Origin of the sequence: Microbispora sp. H10949, from assembly GCF_014161435.1 — a bacterium.
Classification (GTDB): Bacteria; Actinomycetota; Actinomycetes; order Streptosporangiales; family Streptosporangiaceae; genus Microbispora; species Microbispora triticiradicis.
On record NZ_JABBWZ010000005.1, the window covers coordinates 141,758 to 163,233 of the forward strand.

Consider the following 21,476-nt stretch of genomic DNA (forward strand, 5'->3'; position numbering starts at 1 on the left):
CCGGGGCGGGAACGGCGGCAGGACAGCCGCTCCCGCCCCGGGTTCAGGCGGCGAACAGCAGGAGCAGGCCCACCACGGTGTAGACCACCATCAGCACGAGCAGGGGGACCTGCCCGATGACGGCGGTCCGCCGGGGGAACAGGGCGAGCGCGCGGTCGTGGGCCAGCACGGTGCCCAGCACGTGACCGATGACGATCACCGTCACCTGGAGGGTGGCGACTCCGGCGGGGGTGGTGCCGAGCGCCTGGATCTTCCAGCCGGCGGTGCCCAGCCAGTTGGCGCCGGTGTCCAGCGGGTCGGACAGCAGCGCGATGGTCCGCTGTCCCTCCAGGAGGAACAGCGTGTAGTAGTGGGCGATCACGTACCCGACGGCGATCGGCACGATCGAGTGGGCGATCTCCCCCGCCGTCCCCCCGGCCGTCGCTCCGGGAACGGCCGCGCCCCATCGGCCGGCGAGCGCGGTCGCGATCCGGTACGCCGCGAGCACCAGGCCGATGACGGCCAGCAGCCCGGCGGTGCCGGTGACCGCCGCCGGAATCGGGCTCTCCTGGGTGAACCGCACCCAGATCGGCGCGTTGGACAGGCTGTCGTACATGGTGGAGCCGAGGAGGACGACCACCAGCGTCGTCAGTCCCGGCGCCGGCCGCAGCCCGGCCATGCCGTCGAGCGAGTTGCGCCAGGCGACGACGCCGTCGTCGCGCCGGTGCACCGGGGCGAGCCTGCCCACGAGGCCGCTGTAGGCCTCGAACGGGTCGGCGTGGCCGAACCACCGGGCGCCGAAGACGACCGCTCCACCGAGCATGATCACGGCGTACGCCGCGAGCCAGGCGCCGATCACCGGCAGGGTGGCCCGTTCGGGGGCGACGAGTTCCAGCCAGACGAAGGCGAACAGCCCGGCGCAGGCCGGCCAGTAGCCGACGCCCGGGGGCAGCGGGCGCAGGCCGGCATCCGGGTCGCGCCGCAGAGCCGCGCAGGCCAGCAGGTGCAGCGTCCGCAGCGGGTTCAGGGCGCGCCACACCGGGCCGAACAGCAGCGACAGCGGCACCAGGCCGACCCAGAACAGGACGTAGAACGCGCCCGCCGTGGGGTTGTCGGCCTTGTCGGGGCCGAAGACCAGTCCGACGCAGAAGTAGGCGGCGGCGAGGAGCCCGGCGATCCGCCAGGCCCAGCCCCAGGCCGGTGTGGCCATGGCCCGCTGGAGCGCGCCGGGCAGGGTGCGGGCGTGCGGGTTGCCGCCGCCCAGCCGCGGCTCCTTCCACAGCGCGCCGAGTGCCACGAACGACACCAGCAACGCCAGCGCCGCGCCGGTCAGCGCGGCCGGGAACGGGATCGGCAGGTCCTGGCGTCCGCCGACCCCGTGCGCGAGGAGCATGAGACGGGCCTACCGCACCACGAGCTGGAACAGCTGAAGTCCCGACTCGTGGGTCTCCATCTCGAACAGGCCGGTCTCGTCGGCCGTGAACTCGATGGTGGCGGGGGTGCCGGGCTTCAGCTCCGCCTCCTTGTCGTACCCGTGCAGGTGCGCCTCGTCGGCCGCGTCGCCGGTGACGGTGATGCGCACCCGCTGCCCCTTGTCCACCTCGATGCGTCCCGGGGGCGGCGTCACCTTGCGGCCGCTGATCGTGACGTCGATCTCCTTCACGTCCGCGTCGGCGGGCGCGTCGGTGGCGGACCCGGCCGGCTCCGTCGCCGCGTCGGTCGCCGCGTCCGTGGCAGCCGGGGCGGGCACTTCGGTGGACGACGCGGTGGTGGGTGCGGCGGCGGGCTCGGCGGTGCCCGACTCGCCGCAGGCCGACACCGTCATCGGCAGCGTCACGCCGATCAGGAGCGCGGCGAGCAGCGGGCGTCGCCGGGCGCGGTGGTGCCGGGCAGGGGTGAACGTCACGACATTTCTCCGGGGGTGTGGGTGGTTCAGCGCCGCTTGGCGGACCTGGGGCGGTTCGCCGTCCGCGACTGGGACGAACTCGTGGGGGTCTTCGGCCGGGGGCGCCCGGAAGGCCGCTTGGCCGCCGGGCCCTTCGCGGCCGCCGTACGCGCGGGGGCGGCGCCGGTGGACGGGGCGGACCGCCGCGCCGCGCGCAGCACCAGGGCGCCCGCTCCCACGACGAGGAGCGCGGGCACCAGCCACACCGACAGGCCGGTGCCGGAGTCGTCCTGGCCCGCCGCCGTCCGCGCGGCGGGGGCCGTGGCGGCGCCGGTCTCGGGTACGGCGGCAGGGCCCGCGGCGGAGCCGGTGCTCGCCTGGGAGGGGGCCACGGGGCCCAGCGCGCCGTCGCCGCTCTGGGGCGTCGCGTCGGCGGTGGTGGCGCTTCCGGGCTCGGCCGAGGCGAGCAGGATGGCGTCGGGCTCGTTGGTGGGGGCCCGCCAGCCCTTGGGCGGCGCCGAGGTCCTGCCCTTGTAGGTGAAGCGCAGTTCTCCCTTGACGGGCTCCCCGTCGGAGGCGATCGAGAGGTAGTGGACGACGTACTCGCCCTGCTCGGGCCAGTAGGCGACGGGGATCACCGCCGGGAATCCGGTGTTGTAGACGCTCGGCTCCCACACGCCGTTGACGAGGTTGTACTCCTGGACCGGCTTGTCGAGCCGTTCCGGCTGCCCGTGTGTCCAGGTCTGGTCGACGCGGGCGCCGTTGGGCGCGGTGACGGTGAAGTAGGCGTTCGGGGCGGGCGCCTCGGTGAAGTAGAGCCGCAGCGACTCCAGCGGCGTCTTCACCGTGCTGTCCTTGGCCGGGGTGGACATCGCGAGCTGGCCGTGGGCCGAGGCGGGAACGGCCAGGGCGGCGAAGGTGAGCACGCCGACGACGACCGGCAGGAGCAACCGGCCCAACCACCGTGCCATCGTCACGTCCGCTCTCCATGGGTGTGGCCCCCGGGCTGGGGCGATGCGACGAGATTAGCCACTTATGACGTGGATGAACAGAACTTCATGCGTTCGCAACGAAAGTGGATCGATGCGCTCCCGGCCCTCCCCCGATGCCGCGCCTGGGCCGGGCGTGGGTACTTGGCGTGAGGGTCGAATGCGTGTTCTACTGATCCTCATGCGTCGCGACGCCACTTCCCGCCCCGGCGCCGGCTCCGGGGACCAGGGCACGGTGCGGCCCGCCGAGCGGCATGCGACCGTCAGCGCCGAGCAGCAGGCGATCACCGGCGCCGAGCAGCAGGCGATCGTCGGCGCGGGCCCCGCCCGCCCGCGCATCGAGCGGCAGGCCGTCACACGTGTGTTCGACGGCATCACCTGCTACGAGGTGCCCGCGCGCGCCGCGCTGGAGCGTGTGCCCGACGCCGCCGAGCTGCCCTTCACCTGGGCCGCGAGCCCCTACCGCGGGTGCGAGGCGGGCTGCGGCTACTGCGCGGCCCGGCGCGGGCACCGCTACCTCGGCCTGGATCCGGGCCGGGACTTCTCCACCCGCATCGTCGTCAAGACCGACCTGGCCCGCCGGCTGCGCCGTGAGCTCGCCTCCCCGCGCTGGAGCGGCGAGCCGGTCGCGCTCGGCCTCACCGGCGACTGCTACCAGCCGGCTGAGGAGATCTACCGCCTGATGCCGGGCGTCGTGCGGGCCCTGGCCGACGCGGCCAACCCGTTCACCGTACTGACCAAGAGCCCTCTGATCCTGCGCGACCTGGACCTGTTACGCGACGCCGCGAAGGTGACCCAGGTCGGTGTGATGGTGTCGGTCGGCTTCGTCGACGACCGGGTGCGGCGGGCCGTGGAGCCCGGGGCCGCGACGCCGCAGCGGCGGCTGGAGGTCTGCGCCGCGCTGAACGACGCCGGCATCCCCTGCGGGGTGCTGATGGCGCCGATCCTGCCGCTCGTGACCGACTCCAGCGATCATCTGCTGGCCACGGTCAGGCGCGCGGCGGAGGCGGGGGCGGTCAGCGTGACGCCGGTCGTGCTGCGCCTGCCGTCCGGGGTGCGTGAGGGATACCTGGGCTGGCTGGAGCGCGAGCACCCCGGCCTGGTGCCGCGCTACCAGGCGTTGTACGGCAAGGGCCAGGTCGCCGAGGAGGGCTACCGCCGCCGGATCGCCGAGCAGGTGCGGGCGCTGGCCGAGACCTACGGCGTCGGCGGCCAGGCCCGGCGCTGGCGCCGGCGCCGGTCTCCCGACCGCCAGCTCGCCCTCGTCTGAGCACGCGTCACTCCGCGCCTCGCCGCCGGCTGGTCCCCGTCCGCCCCTGCCCTTGCCTCGGCGCGGCCCGGCCTCGGGCCGCGCTCCTCCCCGGCGGTCGTCGGCGCCGGCTCCCCCTTATCTCTGCTCCGGAGTCAGGACGTGTCGGGTCCGGTCCCCGGTCCAGGCCGCTTCGAGGATCGCGGTCAGGCTGGCGGTGTCGGTCGGGCCTGGATGGTTCTGGATCAGGCGGGTGACGCCGGTGGCCATCTCCGCGAAGCGCGGGAGGTCGGCGCGTGCCACGCCGATGTCCGCCAGGGTGGCAGGGATGCCGATGTCGGCGAGGAGCCCGTGGAGCCAGGTGAGGAACATGTCTGCGGCCTCGGCATCCGAGGCGTCGGTCACGTCGAGCCCGCACACCCTGGCGAGGACGGCCAACCGGTCGCTGATGGCATCCCTGGCCGCGTCCAGCGCGTAGGGCAGCAGCAGTCCGACGCCCAGGCCGTGCGGCGTGTGGGTGGCTGCGCCGATGGGGTACTGGAGAGCGTGCGGAGCCGCGTTGCCCGCGTGGGAGAACGCGATCCCGGCGAGCATGGACGCATAGGACATGTCCGCGCGCGCGTCCTTGTCGCCTCCGTCTTTGACGGCACGGGGCAAGCTGCGGGCGATCCGCTCCGCGGCCAGGAGCGCGTAGTGATCGGTGATCGGGTTGCGGCCGAGGAAGACCTGTTCCACCGGGTCGCGCGGTCCGTGGGGCCGGGGTCGCGCGGTGTAGCTCTCCACCGCGTGGCAGAACGCGTCGATGCCGGAGTGGGCGGTGACGGTCGCAGGGCAGGTGTAGGTGAGCTCGGGGTCGACGATGGCGAAGTCGGGCACGATGTGGACGCTGGAGACCCCCACCTTCAGCTCGCGGTCCGGGTCGGTCAACACCGAGACGGGGGTGAGCTCGGAGCCGGTGCCTGACGTCGTCGGGACCGCGACGAGAGGAATCGTCGGCCCCGGCACCTTCGACTCGCCGTAGAAGTCGCGCGGAGTCCCACCGTGGCGCCGGATGACGCCGACGATTTTGGCGAGGTCGATCACCGTGCCACCCCCGATGGCGAGGATCACGTCGGCGTCCACCTCTGCGGCGGCCGAGACGCCCAGGGCGACGTCGGTGAGTGGCACGTCCGGAGTCGCGTCGGCGAATACCCCGACGACTGCGACTTTCTCCCGCACGGCGGCCACGATCTCGGCCACGCCCGGCTGCCCCAGAAGAACCCGGTCGGTCACGATGAGGACCCGCGAGCCACACTCGGCCACCACTCGTGGGATGTTCTGCGCGACCCCTTCGCCCACTATCAGCTGGCGTGGTCCGCGGACGGTCTCAAGCATGTCAGTGCCTCTCTGGAACGTCGGCGGTGATGTGCTGGGCGGACGTCCAGGTCACCTGCGAGACCGGGACGGCGTCGGCAGGGCTGGCTGCCGGGTGGCGCGGGCGCGGGCCTGGCTCCCGGGCTCGGACGGGGCCGGTCACGGCAGGTCGATCGCCGCGTAGGTGACGTCGAGGTACTCGAGGATGCCCTCGTGCGACCCCTCCTTGCCGATCCCCGACTGCTTCACGCCTCCGAACGGAGCTGACGGGTCCGAGATGAGGCCACGGTTGATGCCGATCATCCCCGTCTCCAGCCCCTCGGTGAACCGGAGCGCCCGCTGGAGGTCACGGGTGAAGACGTATCCGACCAGGCCGTGCTCGGTGTCGTTGGCCTTCGCGATCACTTCGTCGTCGGACGTGAACGAGATGATCGGCGCCACCGGGCCGAAGATCTCCTCCTCCAGGATCCGCGCGTCTTCGGGCACGTCGACGAGGACCGTGGGCGGGTAGAAGTGGCCCGGCCCGTCCGGACGCTCGCCGCCCAGCAGGACACGGGCGCCGCGGTCGACCGCGTCGGCGACGAGCTCGTCGATCTTGGTGACCGAGGCGTCGTCGATCAACGCCCCGACGTCCACGCCGTCGTCGAGGCCATGGCCCACCGAGAGCGCGCCCATCCGCTCGGCGAAGCGCGCCGTGAACTCCTCGCGCACCGGCTCCTCGACGTAGATTCGGTTGGCCGCGATGCAGGACTCCCCGATGTTGCGCATCTTGGCCACCATGGCACCGTCGACCGCGACGTCCAGGTCGGCGTCGGCGCACACGATCAAGGCCGCGTTGCCGCCCAGTTCCATGGAGGTGCGCAGCACGTTGTCCGCCGCCTGTCGTAGCAGCACGCGCCCGACCTCGGTCGACCCGGTGAACGAAAGCTTGCGGGTCCGGCGGTCGGCCAGCAGTGCCGAGACCACCTGGCCGGAACGCTTGGTCGTCACGACGTTGACGACGCCCGGGGGAACGCCGACCTCCTCCATGATGCGGGCGAGGAACAGCATGGTGAGTGGCGTCTGGGCGGCCGGCTTGGTGATCGTCGTGCAGCCCGCCGCCAGCGCAGGAGCGATCTTGCGGGCGCCCATCGCCAACGGGAAGTTCCAGGGCGTCACGAAGACGCACGGTCCGACCGGCTTCGGGACGGTGAGGATGCGATATCCACCATTGGGAGCGGTGTTGTAGCGCCCCTCGACGCGCACCGCCTCCTCGGCGAACCAACGGAAGAACTCGGCGCCGTAGGCCACCTCTGCCCGAGCCTCGGCGAGCGGCTTGCCCATCTCGAGCGTTATCAGCCGGGCGACCTCCTCGGATCGCTCGGTCAGCGCCCGGTACGTCGCGGTCAGCAACTCTGACCGTTTTCGCGGCGGGGTCGCCGCCCACTCCGCCATCGCCTTGCTCGCCGCGTCCAGAGCGGCGAGCCCGTCGGCGACGCCGGCGTCCGCCACCTCGGCGATGGTCTTGCCGGTGGCCGGGTCCTCGACGGCAAAGGTGGCGCCGCCGGCGGCGTCGCGCCAGGCGTCGCCGATCCGGAGCCGCCGGTGCTCGGGGGCCAGGACGTTCATCGGGTCACTCATTGCGTCGCCTCCTGTGATGTTCTTGGTGATGTCCGGTGTGACCTGGGCGATCGCGCCACGCGCGTTGACGATCGGGTCACCCGGCCTCGTCGGGGCCGGGGCTGCCGGGCGGGTCGAACATGGCCCTGGCCCCGGCCGCAGGGCGACGCCCCGCGCCACCGATCGCCTTCTCGGGCCATGGCCGCTTCGGCGTCGTCAGGCCGTGCTCATCCGTGGCGCCGAGGCTCGATCGCCACGTGCGGGCGCATGGTGACGTCGCCGCCCTGTGCTGTTACCTCCCGGGCGGTTACCTCCCGGTCTCGGACAGCGCCAGCCCGGTGCCCGCGTCGAACAGGTGCGCACGGTCCAGGTCGACCGTGACATGCAGCCGCTCGCCCGGCGTGGCGGTGAAGGTGGGTCGTGCCTTGACCTTGAGCATCTCCGTCCCCACCTGGACGTCGACCACCGTTCGGTCACCGAGCGGCTCAAGGCCGTAGAGCTCACCCGGCAACGACGTGTCCCCACGCCGCTCGACGGACAGGTCCTCCGCACGCAGGCCCAGCAGCAGCGGACGACGGTCCTCGGCCGTGGTCCAGCGGGGCCGCGGCAGCGTCCAGCCTTCCGCCCCGACCAGACGATCTCCCTCGGCGTGGCAGGCGAGCAGACTGATCGACGGGCTCCCGACGAAGCCCGCGACCCACTGGTTGGCCGGGCGCTCGTACACCTCGGTCGGCGTTCCGACCTGTTGCACCTTCCCCTCCTTGAGGACCGCGACCTGGTCGGCCATGGACAGGGCCTCGACCTGGTCGTTGGTCACGTAGACGAAGGTTCCGCCGAGGCTCCGGTGGATGCGGGTGAGCTCGGTGCGCATCTCGACGCGGAGCTTGAGGTCGAGGTTCGTCAGCGGCTCGTCCATGAGGAACGCGCGCGGGCGACGGACCAGCGCCCGGGCCAGGGCGACACGCTGCATCTCACCGCCCGACATCTGCGCGGGACGACGCTGCAGCAGACGTTCGATGTGCAGCAGGCTCGACATCTGCTCGACGGCAGCGGCGATCTCGCTCGAAGAACAGCGGCGGGCCCGCAGCGGCGAAGCGATGTTCTCGTACGCCGTGCGTCGCGGGTAGAGGGCGTAGCTCTGGAAGACCATGGCCAGGTCGCGTGCGGCCGGGGTGTCACCGGTCGCGTCCCTCCCGTCCAGGTGCACCGACCCGGCGTCAAGCTTCTCAAGGCCGGCGATCGCTCGCAGGGTCGTCGTCTTGCCTGCCCCGGAGGGCCCGAGCACGACGAAGAACGAGCCGTCCGGCACGTCCAGCGTCACCCCGTCCAGGGCCTGGACTTTGCCGAAGGACTTGCGCAGCCCGTGTACTGCCACGGTTCCCATCAGGCCACCAGCTCTTCCGTGTCCACGTCGTAGACCGGCGGGGGCCCGCCGGTGTGCCGCAGCCCGACCGGTGCGTCAGCAGCGAAACGGACGGTCGGTGCCATCCGAACTCGTACGTCGCGCTGGCCGCCGTGGTCGACCACGTAGATGATTTCGTCGCCCAGCCACTCCGCCGAGACCACGCGGGCCGGGACCGAACCTTCCGCCCCTGGTTCTGTGACTTCCAGCGCCTCCGGACGGACGCCTGCGACCAGGCGACGGTCGCGCGGCAGGCCTGGCGGTGGCGTGAGGACCAGTCCGCCCTGACTGCGCAGCTTCCCGTCGGCCACCTCCACCTCGATCAGGTTCATCGGAGGGGAGCCGATGAACGCGGCGCAGAAAAGACTCGCCGGACGGTCGTAGACCTCCAGCGGCGTGCCGATCTGCTCGACGCGGCCCTTGTTGAGGATGGCGATTCTGTGACCGAGCGACATCGCCTCGACCTGGTCGTGGGTGACGTAGACCATCGTCGTCCCCAGTTCCCCCTGCAGGTGCTTGATCTCCGTGCGCATGTCCGCCCTCAGCTCCGCGTCCAGATTGGTGAGGGGTTCGTCCATGAGGAACGCGCGCGGTCGTCGCACCAGGGCGCGAGCAAGCGCGACGCGCTGCTGCTCCCCGCCGGACAGCCGGTGCGGTCGCCGGTCCAGGAGCGGACCGAGCCGCATCAGCCGGGCGGCCTCGTCGACCCGCTCCTGCACCTCCGCCTTGGGCAGTCCCTCGGCCCGCAGTGGGAACGCCAGGTTGTCGCGGGTTCTCAGATGCGGGTAGAGAGCGTAGAACTGGAACACCATGGCGATGTCGCGCTCGGCGGGCGGCAGGTCGTTGACCAGCGTGTCGCCGATGCGGATGTCGCCCGACGTCTGCCTCTCCAGGCCGGCTATGGCCCGCAGCGTGGTCGTCTTGCCGCAACCCGAAGGGCCGAGCATCACGAACAGCTCGCCGTCGCCGATGGAAAGGTCCACGTGCTCTACCGCGACCGTCCCATCCGGGTAGCGCTTGTGCAGGGTGGTCACCTCGATGCCCGCCATCAGCGTCGCACCGCCCCGAGCGTCACACCGGCGACGAGGTGCTTGCGCACCAGGTAGGCGAACACGAGCACCGGTAGGGCGAACACCACGGAGGCGGCGGCCACGAGACCCCAGTCCACAGTGGTTCCACCGATGAGGCCGGCGATGGCGGGTGGGGCCGTCCGCACGCTGTCGCTGGAGGTGAGGAAGATGGCGAACACGAACTCGTTCCACGAGAAGATGAGGGCGAAGACCGCCGTCGCGGCGATGCCGGGCAGGAGCAGGGGAAGGGTGAATTTCCAGAACGCCTGCAGGCGGGTGTAGCCGTCGAGCATGGCGGCATCCTCGTACTCTGCGGGCACCTCGTCGACGAACCCCTTCATCATCCAGATCGTGAACGGGACGTTGAACGCGGTGTAGATGAGGATCAGGCCGAGCTTGTTGTCGATGAGCCCGAGTTGGCGGTACATGAGGAAGATCGGGATCACGACCACGACGGGCGGCATGAAGCGGGTGGACAGGATGAAGAACAGTTGGTCCTTCTTGGCCTTCACGGAGAAGCGTGAGTAGGCCCAGGCCGCCGGGACCCCCAGCACGGTGGCCAGCGCCGTGGAGACCCCGGCGACCACGACGGAGTTGAGGAACGAGACGGACAAGGCCGAGCGACCGCCGCCGGAGCCGGCGAACACGTCCTTGAAATGGTCCAGAGTGACCTTGAAGTCGAAGAACTTGGCCGGGATGGCGTAGACGTCCCGGTTCTCCTTGATGGACGTCTCGATCATCCACAGCACCGGAAAGAGCATCACGACGGCCAGCACGGTCAGCAGCGCGACCTCCAGCACGGAGCGGCCCCGGCCGCCACGGCGCCGCGTGGGGGGCGTGTCATCCCGGTCAGGACCTGCCGACACGGCCTCGTCAACGGAGACGGCCATCAGTCCTCCTTGAGCTTGTTCAAGTAGCGCAGGTAGAGCTGCGTGAGGACGAGGACGATGAGGACCATGAGGATCCCGTACGCCGAGGCGGTTCCGGTGTTGAAGCCCAGGAACGCGACCTTGTAGACGTGGAACGACAACGTCTCGGTGGAGACCCCCGGACCTCCGCTGGTGAGGATGTAGACGAGGTCGAACAGCCGGAAGGCCTCGATGGCCCTGAACAACACGGCGATGAGGAGCAGCGGCCACACCAGCGGAAGAGTGATGGTGCGGAACCGGAACCACTCGGACGCCCGGTCGATCGAGGCGGCCTCGTACAGGTACTTGGGGACCGCGGTAAGGCCCGCAAGTGCGATGAGCATGATGAACGGCGTCCATTGCCAGGTGTCGACCACGATCAGGGAAAGCAGTGCCGTGCCCTGCTGGGTGAGCCACTCCACCTGCCCCAGGCCGAGCGAGCCGAGCATGCTGTTGATCACGCCGAACTGCGCGTCGAGCATGAATCGCCAGAACAGCCCGACCACGACCGGCGACAGCATCATCGGAACCAGGAACAGAGTGGTCAGCAGTCCCCGCCCGTGCGTGCGCCGCGAGATCAGGTAGGCGATGGTGAAACCGAGCGTGGTCTGCAGGGCGACCGCGCCGACCACGTAGATCAACGTCGTGAAGGCCCTCAGGTGGACCTGCGCCGACGTCAGGATGGCGGTGTAGTTCTCGAACCAGACGAAATGGGCGGGCCCCCCGCGGGTGGCCGAGTAGTCGGTGAAAGACAGGTACAACGCCCACAGCAACGGGAACACCGACATCGCGAGCAACAGCAGCAACGCGGGGGAGATGAAGGCCCCGGCGAGCCAGCGGTCGCTTAGGCGGCGGGACCGGCCCGGTGCAGGCGGCGTAGCGGACGCCGCCTGCCCGGGCTGGTCGATCGTCAGAGGAGCGGACTCACTCACAGTCCGCCGCCGCCCTTGCGGCCGCTGGAGTCGAGCACGGCCTGCTGCTCCTTGGCGATGTCGTCGAGCGCGTCCTTGGGCTTCTTCGCGCCGTTGAGAGCCGCGTTCACGTTGGTGTTCTCGATGTCGATGAGGCGCGCGTACTCGGGCACATTCCACATGTCCCGCATCCGCGAAACCGAGTCGGTGTACACCTTGTTGAACGGCCCGGCGTTGAGGAACTCGGGCGACTCCAGGGCGTCCGTACGCGACGGAACGCCGCCGGCGGCGGCCCACTTCTTCTGGATGTCAGCCCGCTCGAACCACTTCATGAAGTTCAGGGCCTCCGCCTGGTTCGCCTTCGGGGAGTAGGCCGACACGTGCATCCCCATGCCGCCGAGAGGCACCAGGTTCGTCTTCTGGCTCGGCAGGGGGGCGAAACCCAGCTTGTCGAGAATCTGCTCCCGCGTGGTGCCGAGCGTCGACTGCTTCGGGTCGAGCAGGCCGCCGCTCGCGGCGATCCAGTTGAACGCGATGCATGCCTTGCCCTGGGCGACCGCCGCGTTCACCTCGTCGATGAACCAGTTGCCGGAGCCCTTGGCGGTCAGCGGCTTCATCTTGTTGACCAGGACGTCCATCGCCTCCTGGCCCGCGGCGTCGTTGACGACGCCGTCGATCTTGCGCGACTTGGCGTCCCAGAGGTTGCCGCCGTAGACGCCGTTGACCGTGTTGTAGGTCACGGCCGCGGCGTCGGAGCCGTTGGCCTGGTGGAAAGCCAGCCCGCTGACGCCGGGGTTGTCCGCCTGGCACTTCTCGGCGACTGAGATCATCTCGTCCCAGGTCTGCGGCGGCTTGTCGCCGATCAGGTCCTTGCGGTAGATCATCGTCCAGGTGTCGCCGAGCAACGGCAGTCCGTACAGGCTGGCGTTCTCGTCGCGCTTCCCGGTCTCCGCCTGGGGGTACTGGCCGTAGGCCGCCAGGAGGTACGGGTTGTAGGCCTTGACATCGATGTTCTTCTTGACGAAGTCGGTGATGTCGAGGATGTTGCCGTTCGTCACGGCCTCGCCGATGTGCTGCGAGTCCAGGATCGGGATGTCGAAGTCGGTCTTGCGCGCGGCGAACTGGGTGAACATCGCGTCGTGCCAGTTCGCGTTCGGCACGGTCTTGACCTTGATGGTCACGTTCGACCGCTCCTTGGTGTACTCCGCGTTCGCGAAGTCCTCCAGCGCGTGGGCGGGGGGCCAGTCGAACCAGATGAAGCTGAGCGTCAGCGGGTCCTTGGTGAGCTCCGGGATGGTCGCCGGCGCCTTGGGGGCGCTCGCGTTCGCGCCGTCGTCCTCGCCGCCGCCGCAGGCCGCCATGGTCGTGACCACCAACATGGCCGCCGTCGCCAGCCGCGCCGTTCGACCGGGCACGGACAGTCGTCCTATTCGCCTTGGATACCGCATCTTCTTGCCTGCTTTCTGGGTGGGGAGGTTCTGGAGCCCTGCTGCGTGGTTCGCCGAGCAGTTGCTGGGGGGTGTTCAGGCGTGTTGCCGGCTGTCGCAGGGCTGACCCGCAGACCGGCGTCACGGGTACGCCGCGACGTAATGGGGCTTCAAGCAGTCGAGAAGTCCTCTGGTCCTTATCGGCCTGGGGGCGAACCGAGCAGGACGTCGAACATGCTCATTGGAGCTCCAACTGATCGAAGCGGAGCGATGACGGGGGGATTTCGTGAGGGTGAAGGATGGCTGGCATCCGCCACCTTTCCTATACGATCCGAGTGGGGGCGTCAACATCCCGCAGCGTTGCGACCGAATTCAACAGGTTTCCGAAAACGTAAGAAAGGCCTCACGTCACGATGGACGACGAAGTGATGACCGCGCGGCGCCGTGGGGCCATGACGGGCGGAACGCCGCCGCGAAGATCTCGCGGCCGGCTTGCCGACGAGGTGTACGACACGCTGCTCGGACAGCTGATGTCGCTACGGATCGAGCCTGGCTCCCGCGTCACGATCGACGTCCTGGCGAGAGAGCTGGGGGTCTCGCAGACGCCGATCCGAGACGCTCTGAACCGCATGGAGGCCGAGGGCCTGGTCGTGCGTGTGCCCCACGCCGGCTATCGCATTCCCCCCCAGATCACCCGTCAGCGATTCGAGGACATGCTTGAGGTCCGCCTTCTCCTCGAGCCGGCGGCGGCGCGCAGATCCGCCGAGCGCGCATCCTCCAAGCAGGTGGCCGGCCTGCGACGAATGCTGGAGGAGATGGCGGAGCTGGAGGGGGGTGGCGACGGGCTCATGGCCTATGGCGCCTTCGGGCTGCGCGACGCCGCTTTTCACGATCTCGTCGCCCTGAGCGCGGAGAACCAGGTCATCCGCGAGGCGCTCGCTCGCCTGCACACGCACGTGCACCTGTTCCGGCTTCTCCACGACACCCAGGTCACTCACCTGGCCATGGCCGAGCACGAAGAGGTTCTGGCCGCGATCGCCGCGCGTGACCCCGACGCCGCCGCCTACGCCATGCGCCGGCACATCCTGCTGTCCGGCGAGCGGTTCCGGCGGTTGTTCGACGAAGTCAAGGGTTCGGACGGAATGGCGGTAAAGGCTTGACGGGCGGGCCGGGCCAGGGAATGCTGACTCCGGATCAGATCGGATCGGATCTGATCTCCTCACCCGCCTCAGATGCGAGGAGAAGCAGGTGCCTAGAGCACTGCTCCTTACCGGCGACGCCGCCGAGGAGCTCGACACCATGTATCCCTACTATCGCGTGCAGGAGGGCGGCTGGGACGTCGACGTCTCGTCACGGACGCTGCGTGACGTTCAGCTGGTCATCCACGAGTTCGACCCGAACTCCGACGCCTACGTGGAGAAGAACGGCCGGAAGCTGCCGGTCGACGTGCCCTGGGCCGAGGTCGACGTCGAGCGCTACGACGCCCTCATCATCCCCGGGGGACGCGCCCCCGAGTGGATCCGGGTCGACGCCGACGTCCGGCGCATCACCGAGCACTTCTTCGCCCGCAACCTCCCGATCGCGCTGGTGTGCCACGGCGCACAGGTGCCGGCGGTGTACGGGCTGCTGAAGGGCCGGAAGACGGCGTGCTTCCCCCCCATCACCGGTGACATGGAGAACGCGGGCGCGACGGTCATCGACGCTCCCGACGTCGTGGACGGAAACCTCGTCTCCTGCCGCGGCTGGCCCGACATGCCGCAGTTCGGCCGGGTGATGATGGAGGTCTTCTCGAAGTCCGTCAACTCCGCCTCGGCATGAGCACACCGGACGTGTCTCGGTGACGGCACTTCGGACCGTCACAGTCGACGGCTCACCCGTCCACGTCCTGGAGAGCGGCACCGGGCCCGCGGTGCTGATGCTGCACGGCTCCGGACCCGGTACGACCGGATCCGGAGCCTGGGCGGCGACGGCAGAGGCGCTGGCCACGTCCTTGCACCTGGTGGCTCCCGACCAGGCGGGGTTCGGCCGTACGCCGATCCCGGCGGGCTCCAGGGGCGGGCTCCGGCTGTGGACGGAGCAGGCCGCGGGCCTGATGGACGCTCTCGGTGCCGAGCGCTACGCCGTGGTGGGCCACTCCATGGGCGGTGCCGTGGCGCTGGCGTTGGCGGCCGCGCGTCCCCAGCAGGTCACCCGTGTCGTGGCGGTCTCGACGATGGGCGCCCCCGGGGCGCCGCTGTCCGCCGACCTCGACGCGCTCTGGGCCGCCCCCGCCGGCCCGACCGGGGCACGGGACATGTTGAGTCGCCTCGTCTTCGACCAGGCGCTCGTGACCGAGTCGGCCGTCGCTGCCCGTGCGGCCGCGATGGAAGCGGGGGCGGCCGCGTACGCGTCGTTGTTCCCTCCACCCAGGGCACGTTGGGCCGACGACCTCACCCTCTCGGCGCAGACGCTGGCAGGGATCCGCGCGCCCGTGCTGCTCGTCCACGGCGCCCAGGACCGAGTCACCCCGCTCGGGACGGCGGCCCTGCCCCTGCTCGAACACCTGGCCGATGTCCGTCTGCACGTGTTCGGCCGATGCGGGCACGTGCCGGCGCTCGAGCACCCGCACGACTTCAGGCGACTCCTGTCGTGCTTCCTCGGCCGGGAACAAGGTCACTGATCGCTGCGACAGGTCCGCAGCCCGTGCTCAGGCGGATCAGCTGGTCAGGGATTTCCGCCCGATTCCCGGCGAGTACTACGTCGGCCCGCTGGGCGAGTCGATGAACCACGGCCAGATCTACGTGACGCCGGCCCGGCTGGAAAAAGCGGGCTCATGGTCTGCGAGCGGGCCTGGTCCACGGGCGGCGACGCGACGGCCGGTGACGAGGACGACGAAGTCGAGGGCGGATGAACGTGCCGAGTGTGCCCGATCCGGTGGCGGGTCCGGTGGCGGAGATCCGCGGCCTGGTGAAGGTGCACGGACAGGGGCAGGGCAGGGTCCGCGCGGTGGACGAGGTCGACCTGGAGGTGCCCCGGGGGCAGACGCTGGCGGTGATGGGGCCCAGCGGCTGCGGGAAGTCCACCCTGCTGCACCTGCTGGGCGGGCTGGAGCGGCCCACCCGTGGGGAGGTGTGGCTGGCCGGCCGGCGCGTCGACACCCTGAGCGAGCGGGCTCTGGCCCGGCTGCGACGCCGGTCGGTGGGATTCGTCTTCCAGGCCTTCCACCTCGTGGAGGAGCTGACGGCCGCCGAGAACGTGGAACTGCCCGTGCTGCTGGCCGGGCGCTCGCGGCGCGAGGCCAGGCGCCGCGCGAGCCTCCTGCTGGAACGGGTCGGGCTCGCCGCGCGGGCCCGGCATCTGCCGTCGCGGCTGTCGGGCGGGCAGCGTCAGCGGGTCGCCATCGCCCGCGCGCTCGCCAACGAGCCGCCGATCGTGCTGGCCGACGAGCCGACCGGCAACCTCGACACCGCGGCGACGCTCGACGTGCTGAGGATATTCGAGGACCTGCGTACGGCGGGGCAGACCCTTGTGATCGTCACCCACGACGAACGGGTCGCGGCCACCGCGGACCGGCTGGTGTCGATGCGCGACGGCATGTTCGTCGACGACACCCGGCTGGCGGGCTCCTCCCCGCGTGGACTCGACGGCCTGATCGAGTGGGAGGGCTGACCGGCGTGGGCTCGCTCGTGCTCGTCGTCCGCCTCGTCCTCGCCGATGTCCGCCGGCACCGGGCCCAGGCCGCGATGCTGCTGCTCGCGGTGACCGTGGCCACCGCCACGATGGCGCTGGGCCTGTCCCTGCGCGGCGCGAGCGAGGCGCTGTACGAGCAGACCCGCGCGGCCACCGCCGGGCCGGACGTGGTGGCGCTCTCCGGCGACACGGGCCCCGCCGTGACCTCGGCCCTGGCCTCGCTGGCGGACGATCCCGAGGTGATCGCCCACCACGGCCCCTACCGCATCGTCTACGCCGACCTCACCACGCGCGGTTCGGACAGGTCTCCCGCGGGGCCGGCCCCGGTGTCGTCCGGAGTGGTGGTGCAGGGCTTCGCCGAGACGCCCGGCACGGTCAACCGGCCGCTGGTGACCTCGGGCCGCTGGGTACGGCCCGGCGGCGCGGTCGTCGAACGGGGCTTCGCCACCGCGCTGGGCATCGGCGTCGGCGACCGCGTCACCATCGCCGGCCGGCCGTACCCCGTCGTCGGGATCGCGGTGACGGCGGCCACCTCCATCTACCCCTGGGCGGCGCAGATCGGCCCGTACGGCGGCCCCAGCGACTCCAGCGGCCTGGTCTGGCTCACCCGGTCGGACGCCCGGACCCTCGCGGGCCGGGATCTGCCGGTGACCACGGCCATCGACCTCAAGCTGCGCGACCCCGCCGCCGCCGAGGCCTACGCCGAGACCTTCAAGGAAGCCAACCACGACTCCACCGCCAGGATGAACCTGCACACCTGGCAGTTCATCGCGAGGCAGGACGCGGTCATCCTCAGCAACAGCCAGCCGATCCTGGTCGTCGGGAGCTGGCTGCTCGGCCTCCTGGCCGTCACCGGGGCGGCGGCGCTGGCCGCGGGACGAGCGGTTGAACAGACCCGCCGGGCCGGGCTGCTCAAGGCCGTCGGCGCGACCCCGGGCCTGATCGCGGCCGTCCTGCTCACCGAGTACCTGGCGCTGGCGCTGATCGGCGACGCGCTGGGGCTGGTGATCGCCCGGCTGACCGTGCCCGGCATCGCCGGCCCCACCGACAGCCGGATCGGCGACGCGGCCGGGCCCGGCGGCGCCGCCGTCGCCATGGCGACCGTCCTCGCCGTGGCGGTGGCGGTGCTGTCCACGCTGCGTCCCACGCTGCGGGCCATGCGTACGGCGACCGTAACGGCGCTGGCCGCCGCCGCGCACCAGCCCCGTCACCGGCCGCTGCTCACCGCGCTGTCCGCGCTGCTGCCCACCCCGCTGCTGCTCGGGCTGCGGCTGACCGCCCGCCGGCCGGGCCGCGCAGTGCTGCAGGCCTGGTCCACCGCCACCACGGTGATCGCGATCGTCGCCCTGCTGACCCTCGACTCCCAGGAGGAGAGGGGCTATGGCCTGAACGGCTCCTCCGCCCTGCCCAACCTGCGGGGCGAGCTCGACCGCCGGCTGATGCTCGCCGTCGTCGTCCTGCTGATCACTCTCGCCGTCGTGAACACCCTCACGATCACCTGGACCACGGCCATGGAGACCCGGGCGAGCATGGCCGTCGCCCGCACGCTCGGCGCCACCCCCGGGCAGATCTCCGCGGGACTGTCGGCCGCCCAGGTCCTGCCCGCCCTGCCCGGCGCCCTGGCCGGCGTTCCCCTGGGCATCGGAGTCTGCGGGGTCTTCGGCGCCCGGAACGTGATCATGCCGCCCGTCTCCTGGATGCTCGCCGCCGCACTCGTGACCCTGCTGGTGACGGCGGCCTTCACCGCCCTGCCGGCGCGCATGGCGGCCCGGCACCCGGTGGCGCGGGCCCTCAGCGCCGAGTCGGCCTGACCTGCCGGAGACGGCGCCCCGGCTGACGGCGGCAGCAGACGACGCCCGAAGCGGGGGTGGCGAAAGCGGGTGGCGGAAAATCGATCGACGCGTACGGCCGTGATCGCTACCGTCCACGGCATGGTCACCAACACCGACGCCGATCGTTTCGTCGCCGAGGGCTTCCTCAAGCTGGAGGAGGCCTTCCCCCGGGAGACCGGCGACCGGATCAGGGAAGTGCTGTGGCAGCAGGTCGGGCTGTCGCCCGACCGGCCCGGCGACTGGACGCAGCCGGTGGTGTGGGCGGCCCCCGACCCGATGGGACGCGGCCCGTTCGGGGAGGCGGTGCGCGGTCCCGCGCTGGCCGAGGCGCTCGACCTGCTCGCCGGGAAGGGCGGCTGGGAGCCTCGCGGAACCATCGGCAACACGCCGATCCGTTTCCCCCATCCCTCCGACGCCGGGGACACCGGCTGGCACATCGACCAGAACGACCCCGGGCCCGGCGGCGCGTGGGGAACCGTCACCGCCAGGTCCCGCACGCTGCTCGTGCTGATGCTGTTCTCGGAGGTCGGCCCCGACGACGCGCCGACCCGCATCAGGGTCGGCTCCCATCTCGACACCGCGCGCGTGCTCGAACCGCACGGCGAGAGGGGGCTGGACTTCTTCGCCGCCGCGCCGCTGATCGACGAGGCGAGCGCCCACCGGCCCGTGGCCCTGGCCACCGGGCTGCCGGGAGACGCCTACGTGTGCCACCCCTACCTGGTGCACGCCGCGCAGCCCCACCACGGCACCCGGCCGCGGTTCATGTCCCAGATGCCGTTCATGCTGACCGAGCCGCTCGTCCCGGGCGCCGCCACCCCCCTGGCCCGCGCGGCGGGGCTCGGCCTCGCCGGCTGACCCGGAAGCAGGCGGCCGGAGGAAGGCGGCGGCGTCAGACGGCCCGGCCGCGGCCAGGTAGGACGCGGACGCCTCCGGCGTGGCCGCGCCGCGCGTCCCGGGCTACCGGCCGGCGCTCACGCGGGGCCTCCGGCCGGCGTGGTCTCCTCGGTCAGCGTGGTGACGAACCGCAGCAGCTCCGCGGTGTCGGCCACGCCGCCCACGATGATGATCTTCAGGCTCGCCCGCTCCTCGTCGTAGATCGTCTCGACGCGCAGGGGCCGCCCGCCGGGGGTGCGCCCGTTGACGGCGGCGATCAGCGTGTTGCCCACGGTCATCGCCGCGTCGGGGGTGATCGCGTCCACCTGCACGATGCTGGACGCCTCGGCGTGGCGCCTCCGGCCGGTGGTCCCGGTGGCCGGAGCCGTCACGGGGTGTCCCAGGAAGGCGTCGAGGTCCTCGGGGGCGATGCGGTACTGCTTGCCGATGCGCACCGCCTTGAGGCGCCCGTCGCGCACGTAGGTGCGCACGGTCTTGACGTGCAGGCCCAGCAGTTCGGCCACCTGCTCGACCGAGTACGGCTGCCGCGGCATCGTGGCACCCCTCTCCCCGTGATTCCCTAACCTACCCTAACACTGGTGACCTCAGGGAAGTTTGGGGAGCGAGGCGGCCGCGCCCGGCTGGTGGGGCGGAGACAGGGGGCGATAGCCTGGAGGCATGTTCCACCGCAAACCCCTGGAAGAGCGCATCGCCGAGCGCGTCGCCAAGCGTCCCCCTCTCAAGGAGGGCAAGCACTTCGAGCACCGTCCCGCGCTGATCGTCTTCTGCGTGATCATGGTGCTCGTCGCGCTGAAGATCGTGGGCGCCTTCGTTCTCATGAAGTGGGGCATCACCTAGGAGTGGCCCTCCGGGGGTCAGGACTCCAGGGCGCTGCCCTGCCTCCACTTGCCGAACGGCATCTGCCAGAAGCCCCAGCCGTTGTTCCACTCCAGCGCCCGGTTCGTGCCGACGATCTTCACGACGTCGCCGCGGTGGAAGTTGTCGTAGAACCACTTGGCCTGCGAGGGGCTGGCGTTGACGCAGCCGTGGCTGACGTTGGCGCGGCCCTGCGAGCCGACCGACCACGGCGCGCTGTGGACGTACTCGCCGCTGTTCGAGATGCGCACCGCGTGGTTCACGATCTCCTTGTAGTAGCCGGGGTCGCCCTCCTTCTTCCCCGGGGAGATCATGGTGACCGGGTTGCCGCGTTCCATGGTCAGGTGGACACCGCTGGTGGTGGTGTACTCGCGCGTGGTCGCCTTGCCCGCGCTGATCTTCATGGACTGCACGACCTTGCCGTCGCGCCGGACCACCATCATGTGGGTCCTGGTGTTGACCGTGCTGACCCAGGCGGCGCCGATCTTGATGGTCGTCGACTGGTCCTTCACACCGTAGGTGTCGCGTCCGGCCTTCACCCCGGTGAGGTGCGCGGTGAACTTCACCTTCTGGTGGGCGGGCCAGTACTTGGCCGGCCGGTAGATCGCGTACGTGTCGTCGATCCACCGCCAGGCGCCCTTGACCGGCTTCTGGGCCTCCACTTCGAGCGCCTGCTCGACGGCGGCCTTGTCCTGCACGGCCCGGTTGAACCTCACCATGATCGGCATGCCGACCCCGACGGTCTCCCCCTTGACGCCGGGGGTGACGTCGGCGATCTGCAGGGGGAACTTGGGCTTGAGGGTGGAGAAGCTGCTGGACGCGTTGGCGGGGCCGCCCTCGCCGCCGGCGGTGGCCGAGACGGTGTACTTGCTGGAGGGCTTGAGCGGCTGCTTGGACGTCCACTTGGTGTGGGTGGGGTCGAACTCGCCCTCGACCGTCGTGCCACCCGCCCTCACGGTGACCTCCTGCAACTGGCCGCCCGTGGCCGTGACGACCACGGTCTTGTCGGGGCGCACACCGGCACTGCCCGTGGCGGGGCTGATCTTGATCGTGGGAGCCGGAACGGCGGGTGCGCTGTTCCCGGATCCTCCGGACCCTCCGGAACCTCCGCCTCCGGTCGAGCCCGGTCCGCCCGAGCCACCGGAGCATGCCGACAGGGTCGCGGTCAGGACCACGGCGACACCGGCGATCGGCGCCATCGAACGACGTGCAGTGCTCAGCACAACTACTCCCCCATGAGCGCGAAGGGCACCATCAGACCTTATTCGGGGTTGCCTCTTATGTTGGCATTTTCTCTGGCCCTGAGGTCACATTTCGGTCGCTCTTCGCTGGTCTCACCTCTGTAAACGGTAAGGTGCAGGTCAAGACTGATCAAGTGTTCAGTCAGGCGTGTCCGGCCCGCAGGGCCCGCGCCGCCCCTCGTTCACCCCGCCGCCGTCGGCCGCCGTCGGCCG

21 protein-coding genes are annotated in these 21,476 nt (G+C 70.9%); 9 read left to right on the plus strand and 12 right to left on the minus strand.

The window, feature by feature from the left end:
* Window positions 1-43 precede the first annotated feature (43 nt).
* The 3 genes from HHX40_RS14110 to HHX40_RS14120 are packed head-to-tail and all read right to left on the minus strand — an operon-like array spanning window position 44 to window position 2,835.
* A complete protein-coding gene (locus HHX40_RS14110) occupies window positions 44-1,372 on the minus strand; it encodes a hypothetical protein (RefSeq protein ID WP_182880949.1) in 1,329 nt (442 codons plus the stop codon).
* A 9-nt stretch (window positions 1,373-1,381) separates the two neighbouring features.
* Window positions 1,382-1,885 (minus strand): hypothetical protein, encoded by a 504-nt coding sequence (locus HHX40_RS14115; RefSeq protein ID WP_182880950.1) that lies wholly within the window; start codon window positions 1,883-1,885, stop codon window positions 1,382-1,384.
* Window positions 1,886-1,911: 26 nt separating this feature from the next.
* The gene (locus tag HHX40_RS14120; RefSeq protein WP_259403622.1) at window positions 1,912-2,835 is read right to left on the minus strand and encodes a copper resistance CopC family protein; all 924 of its coding nucleotides are present in this window, start codon (window positions 2,833-2,835) and stop codon (window positions 1,912-1,914) included.
* A 199-nt stretch (window positions 2,836-3,034) separates the two neighbouring features.
* Between HHX40_RS14120 and HHX40_RS14125 the strand changes: the two genes are divergently transcribed.
* A complete protein-coding gene (locus tag HHX40_RS14125) occupies window positions 3,035-4,123 on the plus strand; it encodes a radical SAM protein (protein WP_182880952.1) in 1,089 nt (362 codons plus the stop codon).
* Window positions 4,124-4,240: 117 nt separating this feature from the next.
* Here HHX40_RS14125 and HHX40_RS14130 read toward each other — a convergent pair whose 3' ends face one another.
* On the minus strand, window positions 4,241-5,476 hold the full coding sequence (locus HHX40_RS14130; RefSeq protein ID WP_182876811.1) for an iron-containing alcohol dehydrogenase: 1,236 nt from the start codon (window positions 5,474-5,476) through the stop codon (window positions 4,241-4,243).
* On the opposite strand from HHX40_RS14130, the gene HHX40_RS14135 reads away from it, so the two are divergent.
* Complete coding sequence (locus tag HHX40_RS14135; RefSeq protein ID WP_182880953.1) at window positions 5,475-5,639, plus strand: hypothetical protein; 165 nt, start codon at window positions 5,475-5,477, stop codon at window positions 5,637-5,639. The genes HHX40_RS14130 and HHX40_RS14135 overlap by 2 nt on opposite strands.
* On the opposite strand, the gene HHX40_RS14140 is transcribed toward HHX40_RS14135, so the two are convergent.
* The 6 genes from HHX40_RS14140 to HHX40_RS14165 all read right to left on the minus strand — a co-directional run bounded on the left by HHX40_RS14140 (window position 5,615) and on the right by HHX40_RS14165 (window position 12,760).
* On the minus strand, window positions 5,615-7,075 hold the full coding sequence (locus HHX40_RS14140; protein WP_182880954.1) for an NAD-dependent succinate-semialdehyde dehydrogenase: 1,461 nt from the start codon (window positions 7,073-7,075) through the stop codon (window positions 5,615-5,617). The two genes, HHX40_RS14135 and HHX40_RS14140, sit on opposite strands and share 25 nt — an antisense overlap.
* Window positions 7,076-7,361: 286 nt before the next feature.
* The gene (locus HHX40_RS14145) at window positions 7,362-8,438 is read right to left on the minus strand and encodes an ABC transporter ATP-binding protein (protein ID WP_182876814.1); all 1,077 of its coding nucleotides are present in this window, start codon (window positions 8,436-8,438) and stop codon (window positions 7,362-7,364) included.
* On the minus strand, window positions 8,438-9,505 hold the full coding sequence (locus HHX40_RS14150; RefSeq protein WP_111697793.1) for an ABC transporter ATP-binding protein: 1,068 nt from the start codon (window positions 9,503-9,505) through the stop codon (window positions 8,438-8,440). Before HHX40_RS14150 ends, HHX40_RS14145 begins: the two co-directional genes overlap by 1 nt.
* A complete protein-coding gene (locus HHX40_RS14155) occupies window positions 9,505-10,416 on the minus strand; it encodes a carbohydrate ABC transporter permease (RefSeq protein WP_182880955.1) in 912 nt (303 codons plus the stop codon). The genes HHX40_RS14150 and HHX40_RS14155 overlap by 1 nt, the downstream gene beginning before the upstream one ends.
* Window positions 10,416-11,366 carry a carbohydrate ABC transporter permease gene (locus HHX40_RS14160; RefSeq protein WP_111697791.1) on the minus strand — a complete coding sequence of 317 codons (951 nt, stop codon included), beginning with the start codon at window positions 11,364-11,366 and terminating at the stop codon, window positions 10,416-10,418. The genes HHX40_RS14155 and HHX40_RS14160 overlap by 1 nt, the downstream gene beginning before the upstream one ends.
* Window positions 11,363-12,760, minus strand: a complete 1,398-nt coding sequence (locus HHX40_RS14165) for a sugar ABC transporter substrate-binding protein (protein ID WP_208758935.1) — start codon at window positions 12,758-12,760, stop codon at window positions 11,363-11,365. The genes HHX40_RS14160 and HHX40_RS14165 overlap by 4 nt, the downstream gene beginning before the upstream one ends.
* Window positions 12,761-13,185: 425 nt before the next feature.
* Here HHX40_RS14165 and HHX40_RS14170 point away from each other — a divergent pair, with 425 nt between their 5' ends.
* The 6 genes from HHX40_RS14170 to HHX40_RS14195 all read left to right on the plus strand — a co-directional run bounded on the left by HHX40_RS14170 (window position 13,186) and on the right by HHX40_RS14195 (window position 19,128).
* On the plus strand, window positions 13,186-13,932 hold the full coding sequence (locus tag HHX40_RS14170; RefSeq protein WP_138460689.1) for a GntR family transcriptional regulator: 747 nt from the start codon (window positions 13,186-13,188) through the stop codon (window positions 13,930-13,932).
* An 88-nt stretch (window positions 13,933-14,020) separates the two neighbouring features.
* Entirely contained in the window at window positions 14,021-14,590 is a 570-nt protein-coding gene (locus HHX40_RS14175) for a DJ-1/PfpI family protein (RefSeq protein ID WP_138460690.1), read from the plus strand.
* Between the two features lie 19 nt (window positions 14,591-14,609).
* A complete protein-coding gene (locus HHX40_RS14180) occupies window positions 14,610-15,431 on the plus strand; it encodes an alpha/beta fold hydrolase (RefSeq protein WP_182880956.1) in 822 nt (273 codons plus the stop codon).
* 227 nt (window positions 15,432-15,658) lie between these two features.
* Window positions 15,659-16,420, plus strand: coding sequence for an ABC transporter ATP-binding protein (locus HHX40_RS14185; RefSeq protein ID WP_182880957.1), 762 nt, complete (start codon window positions 15,659-15,661; stop codon window positions 16,418-16,420).
* Entirely contained in the window at window positions 16,408-18,252 is a 1,845-nt protein-coding gene (locus HHX40_RS14190) for an FtsX-like permease family protein (RefSeq protein WP_310738094.1), read from the plus strand. The genes HHX40_RS14185 and HHX40_RS14190 overlap by 13 nt, the downstream gene beginning before the upstream one ends.
* A gap of 120 nt (window positions 18,253-18,372) precedes the next feature.
* The gene (locus tag HHX40_RS14195) at window positions 18,373-19,128 is read left to right on the plus strand and encodes a phytanoyl-CoA dioxygenase family protein (RefSeq protein ID WP_182880958.1); all 756 of its coding nucleotides are present in this window, start codon (window positions 18,373-18,375) and stop codon (window positions 19,126-19,128) included.
* Window positions 19,129-19,244: 116 nt separating this feature from the next.
* Here HHX40_RS14195 and HHX40_RS14200 read toward each other — a convergent pair whose 3' ends face one another.
* Window positions 19,245-19,700 (minus strand): helix-turn-helix domain-containing protein, encoded by a 456-nt coding sequence (locus HHX40_RS14200; protein ID WP_182873347.1) that lies wholly within the window; start codon window positions 19,698-19,700, stop codon window positions 19,245-19,247.
* 124 nt (window positions 19,701-19,824) lie between these two features.
* Here HHX40_RS14200 and HHX40_RS14205 point away from each other — a divergent pair, with 124 nt between their 5' ends.
* Window positions 19,825-20,004, plus strand: coding sequence for a hypothetical protein (locus tag HHX40_RS14205; protein WP_111697786.1), 180 nt, complete (start codon window positions 19,825-19,827; stop codon window positions 20,002-20,004).
* 17 nt (window positions 20,005-20,021) lie between these two features.
* On the opposite strand, the gene HHX40_RS14210 is transcribed toward HHX40_RS14205, so the two are convergent.
* The gene (locus tag HHX40_RS14210) at window positions 20,022-21,245 is read right to left on the minus strand and encodes a L,D-transpeptidase (RefSeq protein WP_310738095.1); all 1,224 of its coding nucleotides are present in this window, start codon (window positions 21,243-21,245) and stop codon (window positions 20,022-20,024) included.
* Between the last annotated feature and the right edge of the window lie 231 nt (window positions 21,246-21,476).

Bases quoted from the DNA above. Each gene is read 5' to 3' on its own strand.
- HHX40_RS14110 (WP_182880949.1), bottom strand. From the start codon at position 1,372: ATGCTCCTCGCGCACGGGGTCGGCGGACGCCAGGACCTGCCGATCCCG.
- HHX40_RS14120 (WP_259403622.1), bottom strand. From the start codon at position 2,835: ATGGCACGGTGGTTGGGCCGGTTGCTCCTGCCGGTCGTCGTCGGCGTG.
- HHX40_RS14125 (WP_182880952.1), top strand. From the start codon at position 3,035: ATGCGTCGCGACGCCACTTCCCGCCCCGGCGCCGGCTCCGGGGACCAG.
- HHX40_RS14135 (WP_182880953.1), top strand. From the start codon at position 5,475: ATGTCAGTGCCTCTCTGGAACGTCGGCGGTGATGTGCTGGGCGGACGT.
- HHX40_RS14130 (WP_182876811.1), bottom strand. From the start codon at position 5,476: ATGCTTGAGACCGTCCGCGGACCACGCCAGCTGATAGTGGGCGAAGGG.
- HHX40_RS14140 (WP_182880954.1), bottom strand. From the start codon at position 7,075: ATGAGTGACCCGATGAACGTCCTGGCCCCCGAGCACCGGCGGCTCCGG.
- HHX40_RS14145 (WP_182876814.1), bottom strand. From the start codon at position 8,438: ATGGGAACCGTGGCAGTACACGGGCTGCGCAAGTCCTTCGGCAAAGTC.
- HHX40_RS14150 (WP_111697793.1), bottom strand. From the start codon at position 9,505: ATGGCGGGCATCGAGGTGACCACCCTGCACAAGCGCTACCCGGATGGG.
- HHX40_RS14155 (WP_182880955.1), bottom strand. From the start codon at position 10,416: ATGGCCGTCTCCGTTGACGAGGCCGTGTCGGCAGGTCCTGACCGGGAT.
- HHX40_RS14170 (WP_138460689.1), top strand. From the start codon at position 13,186: ATGGACGACGAAGTGATGACCGCGCGGCGCCGTGGGGCCATGACGGGC.
- HHX40_RS14185 (WP_182880957.1), top strand. From the start codon at position 15,659: ATGAACGTGCCGAGTGTGCCCGATCCGGTGGCGGGTCCGGTGGCGGAG.
- HHX40_RS14195 (WP_182880958.1), top strand. From the start codon at position 18,373: ATGGTCACCAACACCGACGCCGATCGTTTCGTCGCCGAGGGCTTCCTC.
- HHX40_RS14200 (WP_182873347.1), bottom strand. From the start codon at position 19,700: ATGCCGCGGCAGCCGTACTCGGTCGAGCAGGTGGCCGAACTGCTGGGC.
- HHX40_RS14205 (WP_111697786.1), top strand. From the start codon at position 19,825: ATGTTCCACCGCAAACCCCTGGAAGAGCGCATCGCCGAGCGCGTCGCC.